This window comes from Winslowiella toletana (assembly GCF_032164335.1).
GTDB lineage: Bacteria > Pseudomonadota > Gammaproteobacteria > Enterobacterales > Enterobacteriaceae > Erwinia > Erwinia toletana_A.
In genome coordinates this window covers 4,466,493-4,482,416 of sequence record NZ_CP134152.1, presented here as the reverse complement: position 1 = coordinate 4,482,416, position 15,924 = coordinate 4,466,493, and the positions used below count along the sequence as shown (strand labels likewise).

The window sequence follows — 15,924 nt, the reverse complement described above, 5'->3', positions numbered from 1 at the left end:
ATCAGGATTGCGCTGACCAAATCTCTTTAATATGCCTTAGCAGAGCCTATTTTTTTATTTCCCTCACTAATATTGTGATTATAATTCAAGGCTGATGGCTGGATTTAAATTTTTAAATTGCTATCAGACGCAGAAAAATAAGGATAAAAACCTAAGGAAGATTATTTGAAGGGAGATGATGCTGAGTGTTAAGAGCAAATAAATTGGAAGGGCAATGTCACCATTGCCCCGTGGTTTTTATTGCGGCATCTGTGGATAAACCCCCGGCCCAATGGGTAAGCCAAGCATGTACCATGCCAGCAGCAGCAGGATCCAGACGCTAAAGAACACCAGCGGGTAGGGGAATATCAGCACGTAATAGGTGCCGAGCTGAGCATCTTTGCGATAGCGCTGCAAGAAACCGAGAAACAGGGGTAAGAACGGTGACATTGGGGCCAGCGGCAGTACCGCAGAATCAGCGATGCGGAAAATCATTTGGGCAAACGCCGGATGAAAACCGAGCAGCATAAACATCGGCACAAATACCGGCGCGAGAATCGACCAGATGGCAGAACCGCTGGCGATAAACATGCATAAAAACGCCGAGAGAAACATCAAACCGAGAAAGGCAGGTGCGCCGCTGACGCCGGCAGTTTCCAGCACATCGGTCAGGCCGATAGCCATAAACTTACCCATATTACTCCAGTTAAAGAACGCCACGAACTGCGCCAGCGGGAACACCATCACAATAAAGCCCGCCATGCTCTTCATGGGTTCGACCAGCAGATTGGGCACATCGTCCGGGCGACGGATCTGTCTGGTGACGACGCCATAGGCAATTGCCACGGTAAAGAAAAACAGAATGATAATCGGCACGATGCCTTTAATAAACGGCGAAGGCACAATTGAACCGGTATGCGGATCGCGCAGTGGCGCACCTTCTGGCACCACCAGCAGCGCCATCAGGCCGATAAACAGCAGTGCGGCGATGCCGGCAGCTTTCAGACCTTTATTTTCTAATGGCGTCAGGGCTGCCAGACGTTCACCGGTGCCGCCCTCCCAGGCGGGTAAGCGCGGTTCTACATACTTATCGGTCAGTATTGCTCCGGCAATGGTCAGCACAATCACCGAGGTGGCCATAAAGTACCAGTTGTCGATCACGCTGACGTGCACCGTATCGCTGACGGCTTTTGCTGCTTCGCTACTGATACCGGACAACAGCACATCGGTAGTCACAATCAGCAGATTAGCCGTAAAGCCAGAAGCAACGCCAGCGATGGCTGCCAGCAGGCCGGCCACCGGATGACGACCCACGGCAATAAAAATCAGCGCGCCGAGCGGTGGCATTACCACCAGCGCCGCATCCGAAGAGATGTGGCTGAAAAACGCAATAAACAGCACCATATAGCTGGCGTAACGCCGGCTGACGCGTGACGCCATTTTCACCATCAGAGATTGCAGTAAGCCGACTTTTTCCGCCAGCCCGGCACCAATCACCAGCGCCAGAATCGAGCCGAGTGGCGTAAAGCCGCTGAAGTTTTTGATAATATTCGGGAAGATCCACTGTAATCCCGCGACGCTCAGTAGATTATTTACCCGGACTATTTCGCCGTTAGCGGGGTTCTTAACCGCCAGGCCCAGCGTGCTGATGACCGCCGTAGCGACCATTAGTATGACGATCAGATAGACGAACAGCAGAAACGGATTGGGAACTTTATTGCCGATGCGCTCAATACAGTTAAATAGTTTCCCCGGGCTTTTTCCCGCTGGCGTTGCAGCTTCACTCATGGTCTTCCCCTCGTCGTATTTGCATTAAACAGTTTTATTGTTATTACGTCGGCTGAGTCAGTGCTGAGCCGATCGGGTCGTGCTTTACAGTGGAGTAGGCGTCACGTCAGCCGGTATCGGGCAGTGGTAGGGCTGTTGCGCTCGCGCAGCTGCAAACTCAGCCCGGCAGCGCGCCAGCGCCTCCGTATCGCCAAGTAAAGTGGCAGCAGTGGCGGCCATTATTTTTCCTGCAAGACACATGCCTTTATGGGCGATTGAGGTGCGTCCCTGTGCCACCAGCTGCCAGGTATGCAATGGCGTGCCGAGGGCGAAGCACGGGCTAAAACATTGCGCGGTCGGCGTCACCCAACTGACATCGCCAACATCTGTCGAGCCGTACATCAGTTCCTGAGTGATGGCGTAAGGGGCAACTTCATCGGTCAGCACTTTTTCGCCAAGCGTTTGCACCCATGCCTGGCCCGCTTCGCCGCCGGTACGGGCGATGTTCAGTTTGGCATTACGGATATCATCAGGGGTCAGGGTGGCGCGGATCTGGCCGGCAAACGCCACTTCCTCGTCGCTGTATTGCGGTACGCCAAAAGCACGCACATAGCTGGCCATCACCTGCTCAAGCGCCCGGTTAGGGATGTAGTTGGAACAGGCTTTATCGAAGCGCAGAGTCATTTTGGTGTCGGTCATCAGCGCGGCACCTTTGGCGATGTTAATTACCCGCTGATAGATATCCTGTGCCTGATCGAGCTGAGGGGCGCGGATCAGATACAGCACTTCTGCATCTGCCTGCACCACATTAGGTGAGCTGCCGCCGCTGTTGGTCACGGCATAGTGCAGGCGTGCTTCCTGCACGATATGTTCACGCAGGAAATTCGCACCGGTATTCATCAGCGTGACGGCGTCCAGCGCACTGCGCCCCAGATGGGGAGAGTTGGCGGCGTGGGCGGCGACGCCTTTAAACTGGAAGGCGGCCTGGATATTGGCGAGGGTGGTGTTATTAAACATGCCGCTGAATGATTCAGGATGCCAGGTTACGGCGGCGTCGACATCGTCGAATAATCCTTCGCGAACCATAAAAGTTTTGCCGGAGCCGCCCTCTTCGCCAGGACAGCCGTAGAAGCGCACCGTACCGCTCAGGCCATTCTGTTCCATCAGTTTTTTTAGCGCAAAGGCCGCAGCCATCGCGGCGGTGCCCAGCAGATTGTGACCGCAGCCGTGTCCATTTCCGTTCTCCACCAGCGGTTCTGGTGAGGCAGTGGCGGCTTTCTGGCTGAGCCCGGCCAGCGCATCGTATTCTCCAAGCAGGGCGATAATCGGTTTACCACTGCCGTAGCTGGCGATAAATGCGGTATCGATATTGCCAACGCCGCGTTTAACCTGAAAACCCTCCTGCTCCAGTGCGCTGGCAAGGCGTTCTGCTGACTCAGTTTCGCGAAAGCGCGTTTCCGGGCAATCCCAGATGGCATCACTGATGGCGCTAAATCGTGACTGCTGGCTGTCGATATAGTGGTTAATAAAGTCGGTCAGTTCCGGCTGATTCATGGTGCCTCCTGATAGTCGGGCAGGTTCAGTGCCAGCGTAGCGAGGGTTTTAATCGCTGCGGGCATCACGCTTTCATCGAAATCAAATTTTTCGTTATGGTGACCAGCGCTAAGCTCGGTGCCAAAAATTACATAGGAAGCCTGACCGCCACGCTGTTTTACGCGCTCCATCATATAGGTGGCGTCTTCAGAGCCGGCGGCCTGCGGGCGGCGGTCGACCACCGAGGTGAATTCATTAAGCGCTTCTGCCTGGCGATGAATAAAATTGACCCAGCCAGGCGTGGGCTGGCTGCTGCGCGCCGCGCCCATCAGTTTCACCTGATGTTCAACGCCATACATCGCTGCGGCACCGCTCAGTACCTGGTGGGCTTGCTGACAGATAAAGTCATTGATTTCGTTGCTGGCACCGCGTGTTTCAATTTTCATAAAGGCGTAATCAGGCACCACATTACGTCCGGTTCCTGCCTGCAGCACGCCGACATTTACCCGGGCGCTGCCGCCGCTGTGCTGCGGCAGATTATGCAGTGCCAGCGTGGCCTGCGCTGCGGCGAGCAGCGCATTGCGTCCCTCTTCCGGGCGTGCACCAGCATGAGAAGCGACGCCGCGGAAGGTCACGTCCAGTTTGGTGGTTGCCATAAAGCTGTCGCTGCCGCATACCACTTCGCCGCTGGGTACGCCGGTACCAATATGGATGGCGGTAAAGAAATCCACATCATCTACCACTCCAGCCTCGACCATCGATTTGGCACCGCGGGTTCCTTCTTCAGCAGGCTGGAAAATCAGCTTAATCGTGCCGCTCAGTGCCGATTTCATCTGCATCAGCACCGTTGCCAGGCCCAGCCCGATGGTGGTGTGGCCGTCATGGGCGCAGGCATGCATCATGCCCGGGTTACAGGACGCGAAGCCGTCGCGAAACGGACGGTGATCGTCAGCCATTTTTTCATTCAGATCGAGAGCATCCATATCGACGCGAAACGCGATGGTCGGCCCCGGACGACCGGTTTCCAGCGTAGCGACGATACCGCAGAAGCCGCCGGAAAAGTGCGGTAGCCATTCAGCCAACGCGCCCTGAGCCAGCGCTCGTGCTTCTTGCTGCTCCAGCACTGCGTCAGCAGGTAAGCCCATACGCGCATCGGCGTTAATCACCTGTTTACCCAGCTGTAATTGATAACCTAAACGATTCAACTCATCGGCCACCAGAGTGGCAGTGCGAAATTCCAGCCAGCCTGATTCAGCGTATAAATGGAAATCGCGTCGCCAGCTTTGCAGGCGTGGAAATAGATCGTCTACCAGTTCAGAAAGGGTACTCATTAATTTGATCCTCTAACACGGTGTCGTAAAAAATTATCGACAGATTTAATTTTCTGAACATTGAGTTCAGGTGGGAATTTTATTTTTCTGCGGTCAACAGTATTCTGATGGTTTAAGTGTGATCGCTATCTTATTTATGCTAATAAGCGCCTGCTAACGCGTCTGGCCGCTGCTCAGGCATCGATAAGCATTGCTTATTTCAAATGGCTCTCGTGATAATATTTATTTATGCTTAACGGAGACTAATTAACAAAATATGAAGATTGCTCGATATTATTTTGCTTTTTTAAATTATTTTTTAATGCCGGTCGCTGTTGTGCTATTTCTTCCGGAACAGAAGAAATAGTGGAATCTATTGCGAATAGTTAACGTTTTTTTAAGCGCTTTTTTCGAATGTACACAATGGTATTATCCTGCATAAGATGCCAGTATCTTGCTATTGATAATTAATGGTTATCACCTGACGCATTGGTATTAACCGTTCCCGCCACAGGAATCTATCGTTATGCCTGCTTCAATAAAACTGCATCAGCTACGCGCTTTCGTTGACGTGACGCGCCAGGGCAGTATCCGTGCCGCCAGCCGCGCTTCTGGTCTGTCGCAACCTGCTCTGACTAAGGCGATCCAGGAACTGGAGGAGGTGCTTGGCGCGCGGCTGTTTATTCGGCGTCAGCAGGGCATTGTGTTAACCGATATCGGTGATAATTTTTTCAAACATGCGAGCCTGGTACTGGAAGAGTTGCGTGTGGCGCAGGAAGATATTCAGCAGCGGCTTGGGCTGGCGAGTGGGCGGGTGAATATCGGCGTCGGTGGCAGCGTGGCGAGAACGATTATGCCAAAGGTGATTACCCAGTTTCATCGCGAGTATCCGAATGTGAAAGTGCGGATTGTTGAAGGGCAGCTGGTGTCGATGATCCCGGAACTGCGGCAGGGCCAGCTGGATTTCACCATCAATACCTATGATGAAAGTCACCTTGATAATGAGCTGACCTTTGAGCGGCTGATGGAAAGAGAGTATCAGGTGGTGGTGCGAAAAGGGCACCCCTGCGAGGATGCGCGCTCGCTGGCTGAGTTGCAGCATTGCGACTGGACCATGCCGACGCCAAAAGGCAGCTACTATCGGCTGCTGCACGACCTGTTTGGCAGTATGGGAATGGCGCCATCGATTGTAGTTACCTGTGAAACTTTTATGGCTTGTACCAGCCTGGTCGCGCAGAGCGATTTTGTCAGTATTTTATCGAATGATGTGATTTCCGACCCCATACTCGGTCGCCAGCTGGTGGCGCTGGAGCTGGATGAACCGTTGCCGAAGGCGACCTTTTTTCTGATTCAGCGGCGTGATACGGCGCTGACGCCAATGGGTGCCTATTTAGCCCAGCTGTTTCGCCGCCACTGTCGTAGCTGAAGAGCCGTATTGTACGATTTAGTGCTCCGGTAAGTTGTACGCCGGGTGAGTTACGGATGTTATGATAAAAAACAGTCAGGTTCAGTTGAGGTGCAAGATGATTAAAGTCGCAACAGCCAAGCAACAGGAAGTGCAGCGCATTGTGGAGGCATTATCCCTGGCGATTGCTCAGCACCGTCTGAAACCGGGTATGCGGCTGGTTGAAGCGCAAATCGTTGAGGTGTTGCAGGCTAATCGTAATCATGTGCAGGCTGCATTACAGCGCATGGCGTTGCAGCATATTGTCAGCATTGAACCGAATCGCGGGGCGATGGTGGCAAAGCCAGAGGCGCGCGAAGCACGTGAGATCTTTATTGCCCGCCGGGCAATTGAAAGCGCGATTGTCGCCAGCATTACGCCGGATCGGGTGGCGCGTGCCGTGGATGAGATTGATGCCCAGCAGCATGCAGAAAAAGACGCCAGCGAACGCGGAGATCGCCGCGATATCGTGCGCGAACTCTGCAACTTTCACTTGTTACTGGCTAAGTTAAGCGGCAATAAAGTGCTGGGTGAAATTTTGGCAAACCTGATGGTGCGCAGCTCGCTGATCGTGGCGTTGTACCAGCGTAACGATACGCCTTCCTGCCAGTGTGCCGAGCATGGGGCGATAATCAGCGCGTTGAGAGCGGATGATACGGATCTGGCGCAGGCGATTATGATTGAGCATCTTAACCAGCTGGAACAGCAGCTCGATCTGGCTGATGCTGTGCCCGAGCAGCTGAACCTTCGTCAGGCACTACTGGTTAATTAAGTCAGCGTCGGGCAAAGGTAAATCTCCCGTTTTGCCGTTCAGTTTACCGACACTCTCCTTATTCAAAATCACAAAAATTATGCTGAAAATTAGTCAGTTATCTTTGATTATAAACTGACCGATTGCATTTATTCATTATTGCTAGCAATCTAGTAGTTAATTACTAGCAAATACGATCGGTAATAATTTGAAGAGGTATACAATGAGCGCTGAACATCCAGCAGTACAAATCGTCCGTGATTTTCTTGCCGCGTCGATGGCACCCGATCCGGTACTGGCGGCAACGTTTATGGCGGAAGGGGTGAAAATCACCTTTACCGGCAAGCGAGAAATGGCCGATCCGCAGGCGATAACCGCCTTTAATGGTGGGCGTTATAAGTGGGTGAAAAAGGAATTAGGCCAGTTTGACTGGATGGATCGCGGTGACTCCGTCGTGGTGTATGCCAACGGTACGCTGTATGGCGAGTGGCCAGATGGCCGTAGCTTTGCCGGGAATCGTTATCTCGATCGCTATGAAGTTCGCGCGGGTAAGATCACTCATATGGATGTGTGGAATGACAGCGCCGAGTGGATTTTAACTCCGGCGATCGCGCAATCTGCCTGAGCTAAATTTTTATCGTCTGAACTATCAGCTTATTGTGCGTGCTGACGCTCACTTTGCTGTGTCAGGGCTGACTACACTTATCCGCTGAGTGACAGTTACGCTGCGAAAGGAGCATCTTCTATTGCGGCGTCCCGGAAACATTGAGGAGTGCGCCATGCAAGCCAAACCCTATCTGTTTTTTGACGGCAGCTGTGAACAGGCAATCGACTTTTACCATCGGGCATTTGGTGCTGAACTGCTGTTTAAGATGACCTTTGGCGAAATGCCGGATCCGCAAAGCGTGCAGGAAGGCTGTGGCTCTGGCTATAGTTTTCCACCGGATAAGATTATGCACGCCCAGCTAAAAGTTGGCAGCAGTGAAATCATGATGAGTGACGGTAATATTGCCAGCAACGACCAACAGCATCAGGGGTATGCCATCAGCCTGGTGACCAGTGACCTGGAAGAGGGAAAAAGCTGGTTTGATAATCTGTCAGCCGGCGGTCATGTCACCATGCCTTGGCAGGAAACGTTCTGGGCCAATGGGTTTGGCATGCTGACCGATAAATTTGGTATTCCGTGGATGGTTAATGTCGAGAAGCCAATGGCTTAACGCGCCTTCCCACGCGAGGCGTGGGAAGCAATCAATGGCGGCATCATCGCCGCCATCATTAATCAGAAGTTATAACCGACCACCAGGTAGTAACCCCAGCCGGTAGATTTCACTTCAAACGGACCTTTACCGAAGTCCAGTTCGGTGCCGTCAGCCCACTGACCACCGTTATGGAAGTAACGTGCCACGAACGAGTAATGCCAGTGATCGTAACCCAGCGACAGAATATGGCTGGAGGCGATGGAGTTATTGGTGCGCGCTTCGCCCGCCTTGTCTCGCAGATCGGAGCCGAAGTCGAAGTTAGTGAAGCCAATATAGCTCAGGTTACCGCCCCACAGGTCGGTGAGTGGCAGGAAGTATTTGATTTTGAAACGATAGCCATCCCAGCTGTTTTCGTTGGCTGCGTCGTAGTTTTCCCACTGGTATTTTGCATAAATATTCGCTGAAAGAGCCAGTTTGGTGTGGGTGTCGATATCGGTACCCAGACCCATGTACCAGGTGTTCTGACGACTGGCACTGTTGCGGCCCATATCGTAGATATAGTTGTTCGCGAAATACCACTCTTTAAACGGACCAAAGCTCAGGTCGGTGCCGGTCAGTTTATCAATTGAGAAGCGCGGTTCGATTTCCATAAACAGCGGCGAGCCTTTATCCCAGATACCGGTCTGATAGCTGTTGCCACCGAAGAATTTAGGCACGTCGATATAGCCGTAAAAATCGAACCAGTCCTTGTGAGCAAAGGCTTCGTACTCAAGGTAGACGTTGTTATTAAGCTGTGGTCCAAAACGTGTTTTCGTGCTGCCCACCACGTTAACGCTTTGATGCCACCAGTCTGATACGTACTGTGCGTCGTTACCTGCAGCCAGTGAAGATACGCTGTATGACATCGCCATCAGCGTTCCCGCCGCCATCAACATTTTAGTTTTCATTTTATTACCACATGCTTAATGACCATTCTGTTTCGCGAGAATGATGGTCTTGTTAGAAAGCCCCTGAAGGACAGGAGAGTGATTTTCTGTCGTCATCAGACAGAGCAAACGCCTGTTGAATAAATGCCCGCGCATGGTGCCTGCAACAGCGGAATAGAAAATAGATATTGCTCACATTTGTCAAAGTTTGTTTCATTATAATTCAGGTGTTTTGTGATTAATGTCACAAAAATATCGCATTTTCGCGCAAACGATTGTCTGAAGAGCAAATGGCCACCGTGATTGGCGCGGTGGTGCCCTATTGGTGCCAGACATCAGTGAAAGAGTATGCAGTTAAAGTGATTGATTAACCGACAGGTGTTGACTGTCCTGTGCACCCGAAGTTAATCCGGGGCACAGGCTTCGTTAAACGGCTTGTGGAAAGGGGAGCTATCCGGCGGCGCGCGCCGCCATTTCGCGGCTATAGTGGCGGCTGGCTTCCAGTAACATTTGGGTATATTCGACTTTCGCCTCGCCGCGCAGCAGCGTATCGGTATCAAGCGTTTCCAGAATCTGGCCAAACTGCATCACCGCCACGCGATGACACAGATGAGCGATCACGCCAAGATCGTGGGTAACCATCAGATAGGTCAATCCCTCTTCCTTTTGCAGATCGCTGAGCAGATTAAGGATCTCTGCCTGAACCGACACATCCAGCGCCGATGTCGGTTCATCCAGCAGCAGCACCTGCGGCTGTAAGATTAATGCGCGCGCTATGGCAACACGCTGGCGCTGACCGCCGGAAAGCTGATGCGGATAGCGGGTGCGAAAAGCACGGTTCAGCCCGACCTTTTCGAGAATAGCGTTAACCCGCCGATCGCGCTGGTCAATATGATGAATTTGCAGCGGTTCTTCCAGAATATCAGCGATGGTATGGCGCGGATGCAGCGAGCCATACGGATCCTGAAACACCATCTGAACCAGACGACAGCGCGCATGGCCAATGCTGTGCTCCAGCGGCTGGCCGTTAATCGCCAGCTCACCCTGCCAGTGGGTAAACAGCCCGGCCAGGCACTTCAGCACCGTGGTTTTACCGGATCCGGATTCGCCAACCAGGCCAAAAATCTCGCCTCGCTGTACGGCAAAATTGACGTCGAACAGTACCTGACTGGCTTTAGCGCCGGAGTTAAAGCTGAGATTAAGCTGCCGGACGTCGATCATGGTGGATGATTGCATGGGCGCTTCCTTAATCGGTTAGCCAGCTGGACTGACGCTGGAGGACGGGCAGGCGTGGGCGGCGATGCTGCATATCCGGCAGCGAGTTGAGTAATCCCTGAGTGTAAGGATGCTGAGCATTGTCGAGATCGGCAGCGGCAATTGATTCCACTACGCGCCCGGCATACATCACCAGCACCCGATCGCAGAAGCTACGCACCAGGTTAATATCGTGACTGATAAAAATCAGCCCAAGGCCGCGTGACTGCACCAGGTCATCCAGCAGCGCCAGCACCTGCAGGCGCACGGATACATCGAGTGCGGATGTGGGTTCATCCGCAATCACCAGTTCCGGATCGGTTATCAGCATCATCGCAATCATTATGCGCTGCCCCTGACCGCCGGATATTTCGTGTGGGTAGAGATGGTAGACTCTTTCCGGCTGGCGAATACGGACAACGTCGAGCATCTCAATCACTTTGCTTTTGGCCTCAGACCGCGAGCAGGCGTGGTGAGAACGCCAGGCTTCGGCAATTTGATCGCCAACGCAGATCACCGGGTTAAGCGAGTATTTGGGATCCTGCATGATCATCGATATGCGCTTGCCGCGGATCTTGCGCATCTCTGTCGCCGAGGCGTTCAGCAGATCGATATCGCCAAACTGCATGCGATCGGCGCGGATCTGCGCTTTTGCCGGATGAAGCTGCAACAGCGCGCGGCCAACAGTGGATTTACCGGAGCCAGATTCACCGACGATCGCCAGTTTCTCGCGGCCGAGCTGAAAGGAGACGCCGCGTACCGCCGGCGTTTCCACCCGGCCATTGATAAAGCTGACGTGCAGGTCGCGCACGTCCAGTAACGCCGGGGCGTTATTCGCTGCGGGGATCGAGAATGTCACGTAGGCCATCTCCTAAGAAGTTGAACGCCAGACTGTTGATCAGAATCGCCAGTCCCGGAATGGTGACTACCCACCAGCATTCCATCATGTAAGTACGGCCGCTGGAGATCATCGCACCCCATTCCGGATCGGGCGGCTGCGCGCCCAGTCCGAGGAAGCCGAGACCGGCTGCGGTCAGAATGATGCCGGCCATATTCATGGTGATACGGATAATTACCGAAGGCATGCACAGCGGCACGATATGTCGCCATAACACCCGCAGCGAAGAAGCCCCCTGCAAACGTACCGCAGAGATAAAATCGGCCTGACGCAGCGACAGGGTTTCCGCACGTGCCAGGCGGGCTATCGGTGGCCAGGCGGTCAGAGTGATGGCGATCACCACATGCTCAAGGCCGGGGCCAAGTGCCGCGACAAACGCCAGCGCCAGCACCAGGCTGGGAAAAGAGATAAAGATGTCGGTAATACGCATCAGCAGCATATCCACCTTGCCGCCAAAGTAACCGGCAGTCACGCCGAGCAACAGCCCAAGAGGCCCAACGGTGACCGACACCAGCAGCACGATATACAGCGTGATACGTGCGCCATACACCAGGCGACTGAAGATATCGCGGCCAAACTCGTCGGTGCCAAACCAGTGAATGGCGTTGGGCGGGGTCAGCGCGTTATTCAGATCCTGTACCAGCGGATGAAATGGCGCGATCCACGGCGCAAACAGCGCGACAATCATCAGCAGCAGCACGATGCCGCCGCCAATCGCCGTCAGTGGATTACGCGCCATGCGCAGCAGAAAATGGCCGATACGAGCGCCGGTTCGGCGCAGGCCTGCCAGCCGTTCACGGCGAGTGCGGATGGTCGGAGAGTCGAGGGAAAGGGTCATGCTTTAGTCCTCGGGTCGAATACCTGATACAGCAGGTCAGAGAGCAGGTTCAGCATCACAAAAATAATGCCGACCACCAGTACGCAGCCCATTACGGCATTCATATCGCCAAGCAGCAGGCTGCCGGTAAGATAGGAACCAAATCCAGGCCAGGAAAAGACGGTTTCGATTAACACTGCGCCTTCCAGCAAAGAGCCGTAGGCCAGCGCCACTACCGTCAGCAGTTGCACCAGAATATTGCGGAAGGCGTGCTGCCAGAGGACCTGCCACTCATTCAGCCCTTTGACGCGCGCGGTGATAATGAACTCCTGTGACAGCTGAGCCAGCATAAAACTGCGCGTCATTCGGCTGATATACGCCATCGAGTGAAAGCCCAGCAGCGAGGCTGGCAAAATCAGGTGATTCAGCGCGTTACGAAATACCGTCCAGTTACCCTCCAGCAGCGAGTCCAGCAGTAGCAGACCACTGCGGCTGGTCACCTGGCCATCAAGGCTCAGTTCAACTCGTCCCGCGCCGCCAACCCAGCCCAGCCAGGCGTAGAACACCAGTAGCCCCATCATTCCGACCCAGAAAATCGGCGTCGAGTAGCCTGCCAGACTGATAATCCGCACCACATAGTCGGCCAGACTGTTACGTTTCGCCGCCGCCAGCACGCCTAACGGGATCCCCAAACCGGTGCCAATAATAATCGCCAGCGTTGCCAGTTCGAGAGTGGCCGGGAATACCCGCAGAATGTCATCAACCACCGGCTTACCGGTCAGCAGTGCGTTGCCTAAGTCGCCGTGCAGCAGCGTGTTGAGATACAGGCCGAACTGCGCCCACAGTGGCTTATCAAACCCCAATTGCTGATAAACCTGCTGATAGGTGCTGTGATCGGCATCCGGGCCAACAATCGCCAGCACCGGATCGACAGGCATCACCCGACCGATAAAAAAGGTCAGCAGTAGCAGCCCAAACAGCGTAATCGCCACCTGAATAACGCGGCGGCTAATCCGACGGGCAATACCATCGGCTGAAAACCATTGTGCGGTCATGGCGTATTACCTCCGTCGGCAGGTGCGGACTTATAAACATCGCGCAAGAAGGTGGTAGCGGAAGGATGCGGCTGATAGTCGTGAACTTCATTGCGCACCACCACTGAGTCGACCATTTGCGACAGCGGAATCAGTGCCGGAATCAGCGTGTCGTAGCGCTGCTGAATCGCGTAATAATCCTGTTGTTGCTTCGTCGCATCGCGCTCCACCAGTGCACTGTCGATCAGCCTGTTCAGCTGCGGATCATAGAAGCTGGTGCGCCAGCCCTGAAAATTGGTCAGGCGTGCGGCATCGCTGTTATTCGGGTTGTAGACCAGAGCGCGCAGGCTGGAGTGCGGATGAGGCTCGACGCCGCTGCCACCGCGCCCAACCAGCATATCGAAGCGGCGTTCACGCATGGCACCATAAATCTGATTGCCGGTGCCGGTGACGATTTTGGCGCGAATGCCGGCCTGCATCAGCGTCGATTGCACGGCAATCGCGATATTCAGAAACGGCTGATCGGCCAGCACCCGCAGCGTGGTGTCAAAACCGTCGGGATAACCGGCTTCGCTCAGCAGAGCTTTGGCGCGTGTGATATCCAGCTTATAGTCCGGATTGGGTAAGGTTGCGGGCATACCGGACTGGATCGGGCGCTGATGCAGAATGCCATATCCCGGCATCAGGGCTTTGTTAATGCCCTGATAATCAATCAGATAACGTACCGCTTCCCGCACTTTAGCATTGGCGAAATGCGGTTCTTTCATGCTCATCGCCACGTAATAAATGGTGCCTTTTTTTACCGCGTCGACGCTGACGTCAGGATCGTTACGCAGAGCATTAATATCCGAGACCGCCATATTGCTGGCGATATCAAGGTCGCCTTTTTCAATCATCAGCCGCAGGGTTTGCGACTCCTGAAAATGACGGAACACCACGCGACTTAATTTCGGCTCGCCGCGCCAGTAATCCGGATTACGGCTGATGCGCAGCACATCTTTTGCCTGCCAGGTATCCAGCCGGAATGGCCCGGAACCGGCTTCGTTGGTTGTCAGCCACTTATTACCCCAGTCGCCATTTATCTCGTGCGACTGCACGGTTTTGCGGTCCAGTACCGAACCGCTACCCAGCGCCGCCAGCGAATAGAGCACCAGTTTCGGATCATTGGCCTTCGGCAGTTCAATCTCAACCGTGTAAGGCCCCGGCGCGCGCACCATCTGATCGATATTCTCTTTGGTAAAGCCGTAAGATTTCCATACCGAGGCCTGCGCCAGATTGAGATGCAGAATGCGGCGCATTGACCACACCACATCCTCAGCGGTTAAGGGGTTACCGGAATGAAAGGTGACGCCCTGGCGCAGCTGAAACGTCAGCAGAGTATCATTACTGCTCACCTGCCAGCGGGTGGCCAGCGCCGGGTGCACGTCGGTGAGCTGGTTCGGATCCAGCTCGATCAGCGAGTCATACAGATTGACCACAATGCCGACCACTTCGTTGCCGGTCATCGCGGCCGGATCGAGAGTCAGCAGGTTATTCATGTTCATGCCGATGATCAGTTGGTCGGACGGCGTTTTTGCCTGTGCCGTGCCGCCGCTGAACATCAACAGCAGCGCGAACAGCCACGCTCCTGCCAGATTGCCAGTGTTCATGTTTTACCTTCCGGGTAGAGTCAGAGGTTATACCCTTACCTGAAGTTGCAGCTGTGCCAGCGGCCTTGGCCATCAGCTGAATGACTGCAACTCCGGATTGGTTTTTTTATTTCTTCTGCCCGTTGCTCAGTCGCGGCTGATGGTGTGGGTCTCTATATAGTCAAAATTGATATCCTCGCCGAGTCCCGGACGCATCGACAGATGGACAAATCCTTGCTGGTCCATGGGATCAACCAGACTGTTCAGATAGGCCGGTGGCTGGTCGTAATCAAGGAACGGATGCAGCAGCCCGCGCTCGTACCAGCGGCAGTTGCGAATGGCCCCAACCACCGCCAGGCTGGCGGCACCGTTACCGTGCACTTCACAATCCATGCCAAAAGCTTCAGCGAGGCTGGCGACTTTCATACAGGGGGAAATACCGCCGACGCCATTGGCGCCGGCGCGCAGAATGTCGCAGGCTCCGGCTTTGACCCAGTCGGCGCGGCTGTGATGCTTGCCGCCAAGGCTTTCCGGGCCAATCACATCGATTGACAGGTTCTCTGCCAGCCAGGCGTAAGAGGCCATGCTCTCTTCTTCCATCGGCTCTTCGAACCAGGCAAAATTCAGTTTTTCCAGTGCCTTACCGATAGTCAGTGCCTGGCTGCGGCTGTACCAGTGATAGCCATCCAGCATCAGTTCAATATCTGGCCCGACGGCTTCACGCACTGCGGCACAGGCTTTAATATCCATTTTTGGATCAGGAGCAAAGGAGATCGGCGGCATCCAGGTGTGCAGCTTGATGGCCTGATAACCGCGAGCCACCAGTTTTTCGGCAAACTGAGCAAATTCGTCCGGCGTCGATAGTCCGCCTTTCAGCTCATCGCCACACATGGTGCTGCCATAGGCCGGAACTTTTTCCCGGAAGCCACCCAGCAGCTTGTGCACCGGCATTTTCAGCTTGCGGCCAATCAGGTCCCACAGCGCCTGTTCAACGAAGGAAAGTGCTCGTTCAGTCAGTTGATGCGCGCTGCCGCGCTGCCAGTGCACCAGGTCCTGCCATAACCGTTCACGATCAAACGGATTCTGACCTATCAGCACTTTGCGGAAGAAGGCATTGACCACGTGCGGGCGCACCACTTCCGGCGGAGCGAATGAGTAACCGCAGTCACCCTCATCGGTGGTGAGAGTGAGCATTGCCATTTTGGCCTGATTCTCTTCTCCAGGGTGTGAATGACCCGCACTGTCCGAAACGCGATGCGTGGGGTAAGTAAAAACGGTGACATCAACCGAGCTTATTTTCACAATGACTCCTGCCGTAAGAGGTGTGGTAAGAAATGTAACGGAAGGCGGATTGAATGAAGTTCAGGCTGCGGCCCCCCGACAG

Annotated in this window: 14 protein-coding genes; 4 read left to right on the top strand and 10 right to left on the bottom strand. The window is 54.2% G+C overall.

The genetic code is table 11. The features are described from left to right. Positions 1-237 precede the first annotated feature (237 nt). From abgT to RIN69_RS20365, 3 genes are all read right to left on the bottom strand, one after another. Entirely contained in the window at positions 238-1,767 is a 1,530-nt protein-coding gene (gene abgT / locus RIN69_RS20375) for a p-aminobenzoyl-glutamate transporter (RefSeq protein ID WP_313854163.1), read from the bottom strand. 84 nt (positions 1,768-1,851) lie between these two features. Continuing rightward, positions 1,852-3,300, bottom strand: a complete 1,449-nt coding sequence (locus tag RIN69_RS20370) for a M20 family metallopeptidase (protein WP_313854162.1) — start codon at positions 3,298-3,300, stop codon at positions 1,852-1,854. Next, positions 3,297-4,610 carry a M20 family metallo-hydrolase gene (locus RIN69_RS20365; protein WP_313854161.1) on the bottom strand — a complete coding sequence of 438 codons (1,314 nt, stop codon included), beginning with the start codon at positions 4,608-4,610 and terminating at the stop codon, positions 3,297-3,299. Before RIN69_RS20365 ends, RIN69_RS20370 begins: the two co-directional genes overlap by 4 nt. 505 nt (positions 4,611-5,115) lie before the next feature. On the opposite strand from RIN69_RS20365, the gene RIN69_RS20360 reads away from it, so the two are divergent. The 4 genes from RIN69_RS20360 (at position 5,116) to yjdN (ending at position 8,001) form a co-directional block, all read left to right on the top strand. Beyond that, positions 5,116-6,015 carry a LysR family transcriptional regulator gene (locus RIN69_RS20360; protein WP_313854160.1) on the top strand — a complete coding sequence of 300 codons (900 nt, stop codon included), beginning with the start codon at positions 5,116-5,118 and terminating at the stop codon, positions 6,013-6,015. A 97-nt stretch (positions 6,016-6,112) separates the two neighbouring features. Continuing rightward, the gene (locus RIN69_RS20355) at positions 6,113-6,805 is read left to right on the top strand and encodes a GntR family transcriptional regulator (protein ID WP_313854158.1); all 693 of its coding nucleotides are present in this window, start codon (positions 6,113-6,115) and stop codon (positions 6,803-6,805) included. A 202-nt stretch (positions 6,806-7,007) separates the two neighbouring features. Further along, complete coding sequence (locus RIN69_RS20350; RefSeq protein WP_313854156.1) at positions 7,008-7,409, top strand: nuclear transport factor 2 family protein; 402 nt, start codon at positions 7,008-7,010, stop codon at positions 7,407-7,409. A gap of 154 nt (positions 7,410-7,563) precedes the next feature. Further along, complete coding sequence (yjdN, locus tag RIN69_RS20345) at positions 7,564-8,001, top strand: VOC family metalloprotein YjdN (RefSeq protein ID WP_313854155.1); 438 nt, start codon at positions 7,564-7,566, stop codon at positions 7,999-8,001. A 62-nt stretch (positions 8,002-8,063) separates the two neighbouring features. On the opposite strand, the gene RIN69_RS20340 is transcribed toward yjdN, so the two are convergent. From RIN69_RS20340 to RIN69_RS20310, 7 genes are all read right to left on the bottom strand, one after another. Then, entirely contained in the window at positions 8,064-8,930 is an 867-nt protein-coding gene (locus RIN69_RS20340) for a nucleoside-specific channel-forming protein Tsx (protein WP_313854153.1), read from the bottom strand. A 429-nt stretch (positions 8,931-9,359) separates the two neighbouring features. After that, entirely contained in the window at positions 9,360-10,130 is a 771-nt protein-coding gene (locus tag RIN69_RS20335; protein ID WP_313857824.1) for an ABC transporter ATP-binding protein, read from the bottom strand. Between the two features lie 25 nt (positions 10,131-10,155). Continuing rightward, positions 10,156-11,022, bottom strand: a complete 867-nt coding sequence (locus tag RIN69_RS20330) for an ABC transporter ATP-binding protein (protein WP_313857822.1) — start codon at positions 11,020-11,022, stop codon at positions 10,156-10,158. Continuing rightward, the gene (locus RIN69_RS20325; RefSeq protein ID WP_313854151.1) at positions 10,994-11,899 is read right to left on the bottom strand and encodes an ABC transporter permease; all 906 of its coding nucleotides are present in this window, start codon (positions 11,897-11,899) and stop codon (positions 10,994-10,996) included. Before RIN69_RS20325 ends, RIN69_RS20330 begins: the two co-directional genes overlap by 29 nt. After that, positions 11,896-12,933 (bottom strand): ABC transporter permease, encoded by a 1,038-nt coding sequence (locus tag RIN69_RS20320; RefSeq protein WP_313854150.1) that lies wholly within the window; start codon positions 12,931-12,933, stop codon positions 11,896-11,898. Before RIN69_RS20320 ends, RIN69_RS20325 begins: the two co-directional genes overlap by 4 nt. Continuing rightward, entirely contained in the window at positions 12,930-14,561 is a 1,632-nt protein-coding gene (locus tag RIN69_RS20315; RefSeq protein ID WP_390902454.1) for an ABC transporter substrate-binding protein, read from the bottom strand. Before RIN69_RS20315 ends, RIN69_RS20320 begins: the two co-directional genes overlap by 4 nt. Positions 14,562-14,687: 126 nt before the next feature. Beyond that, positions 14,688-15,842: a mandelate racemase family protein gene (locus RIN69_RS20310; protein ID WP_313854148.1), complete on the bottom strand. Its 1,155-nt coding sequence runs from the start codon at positions 15,840-15,842 to the stop codon at positions 14,688-14,690. Positions 15,843-15,924: the final 82 nt, after the last annotated feature.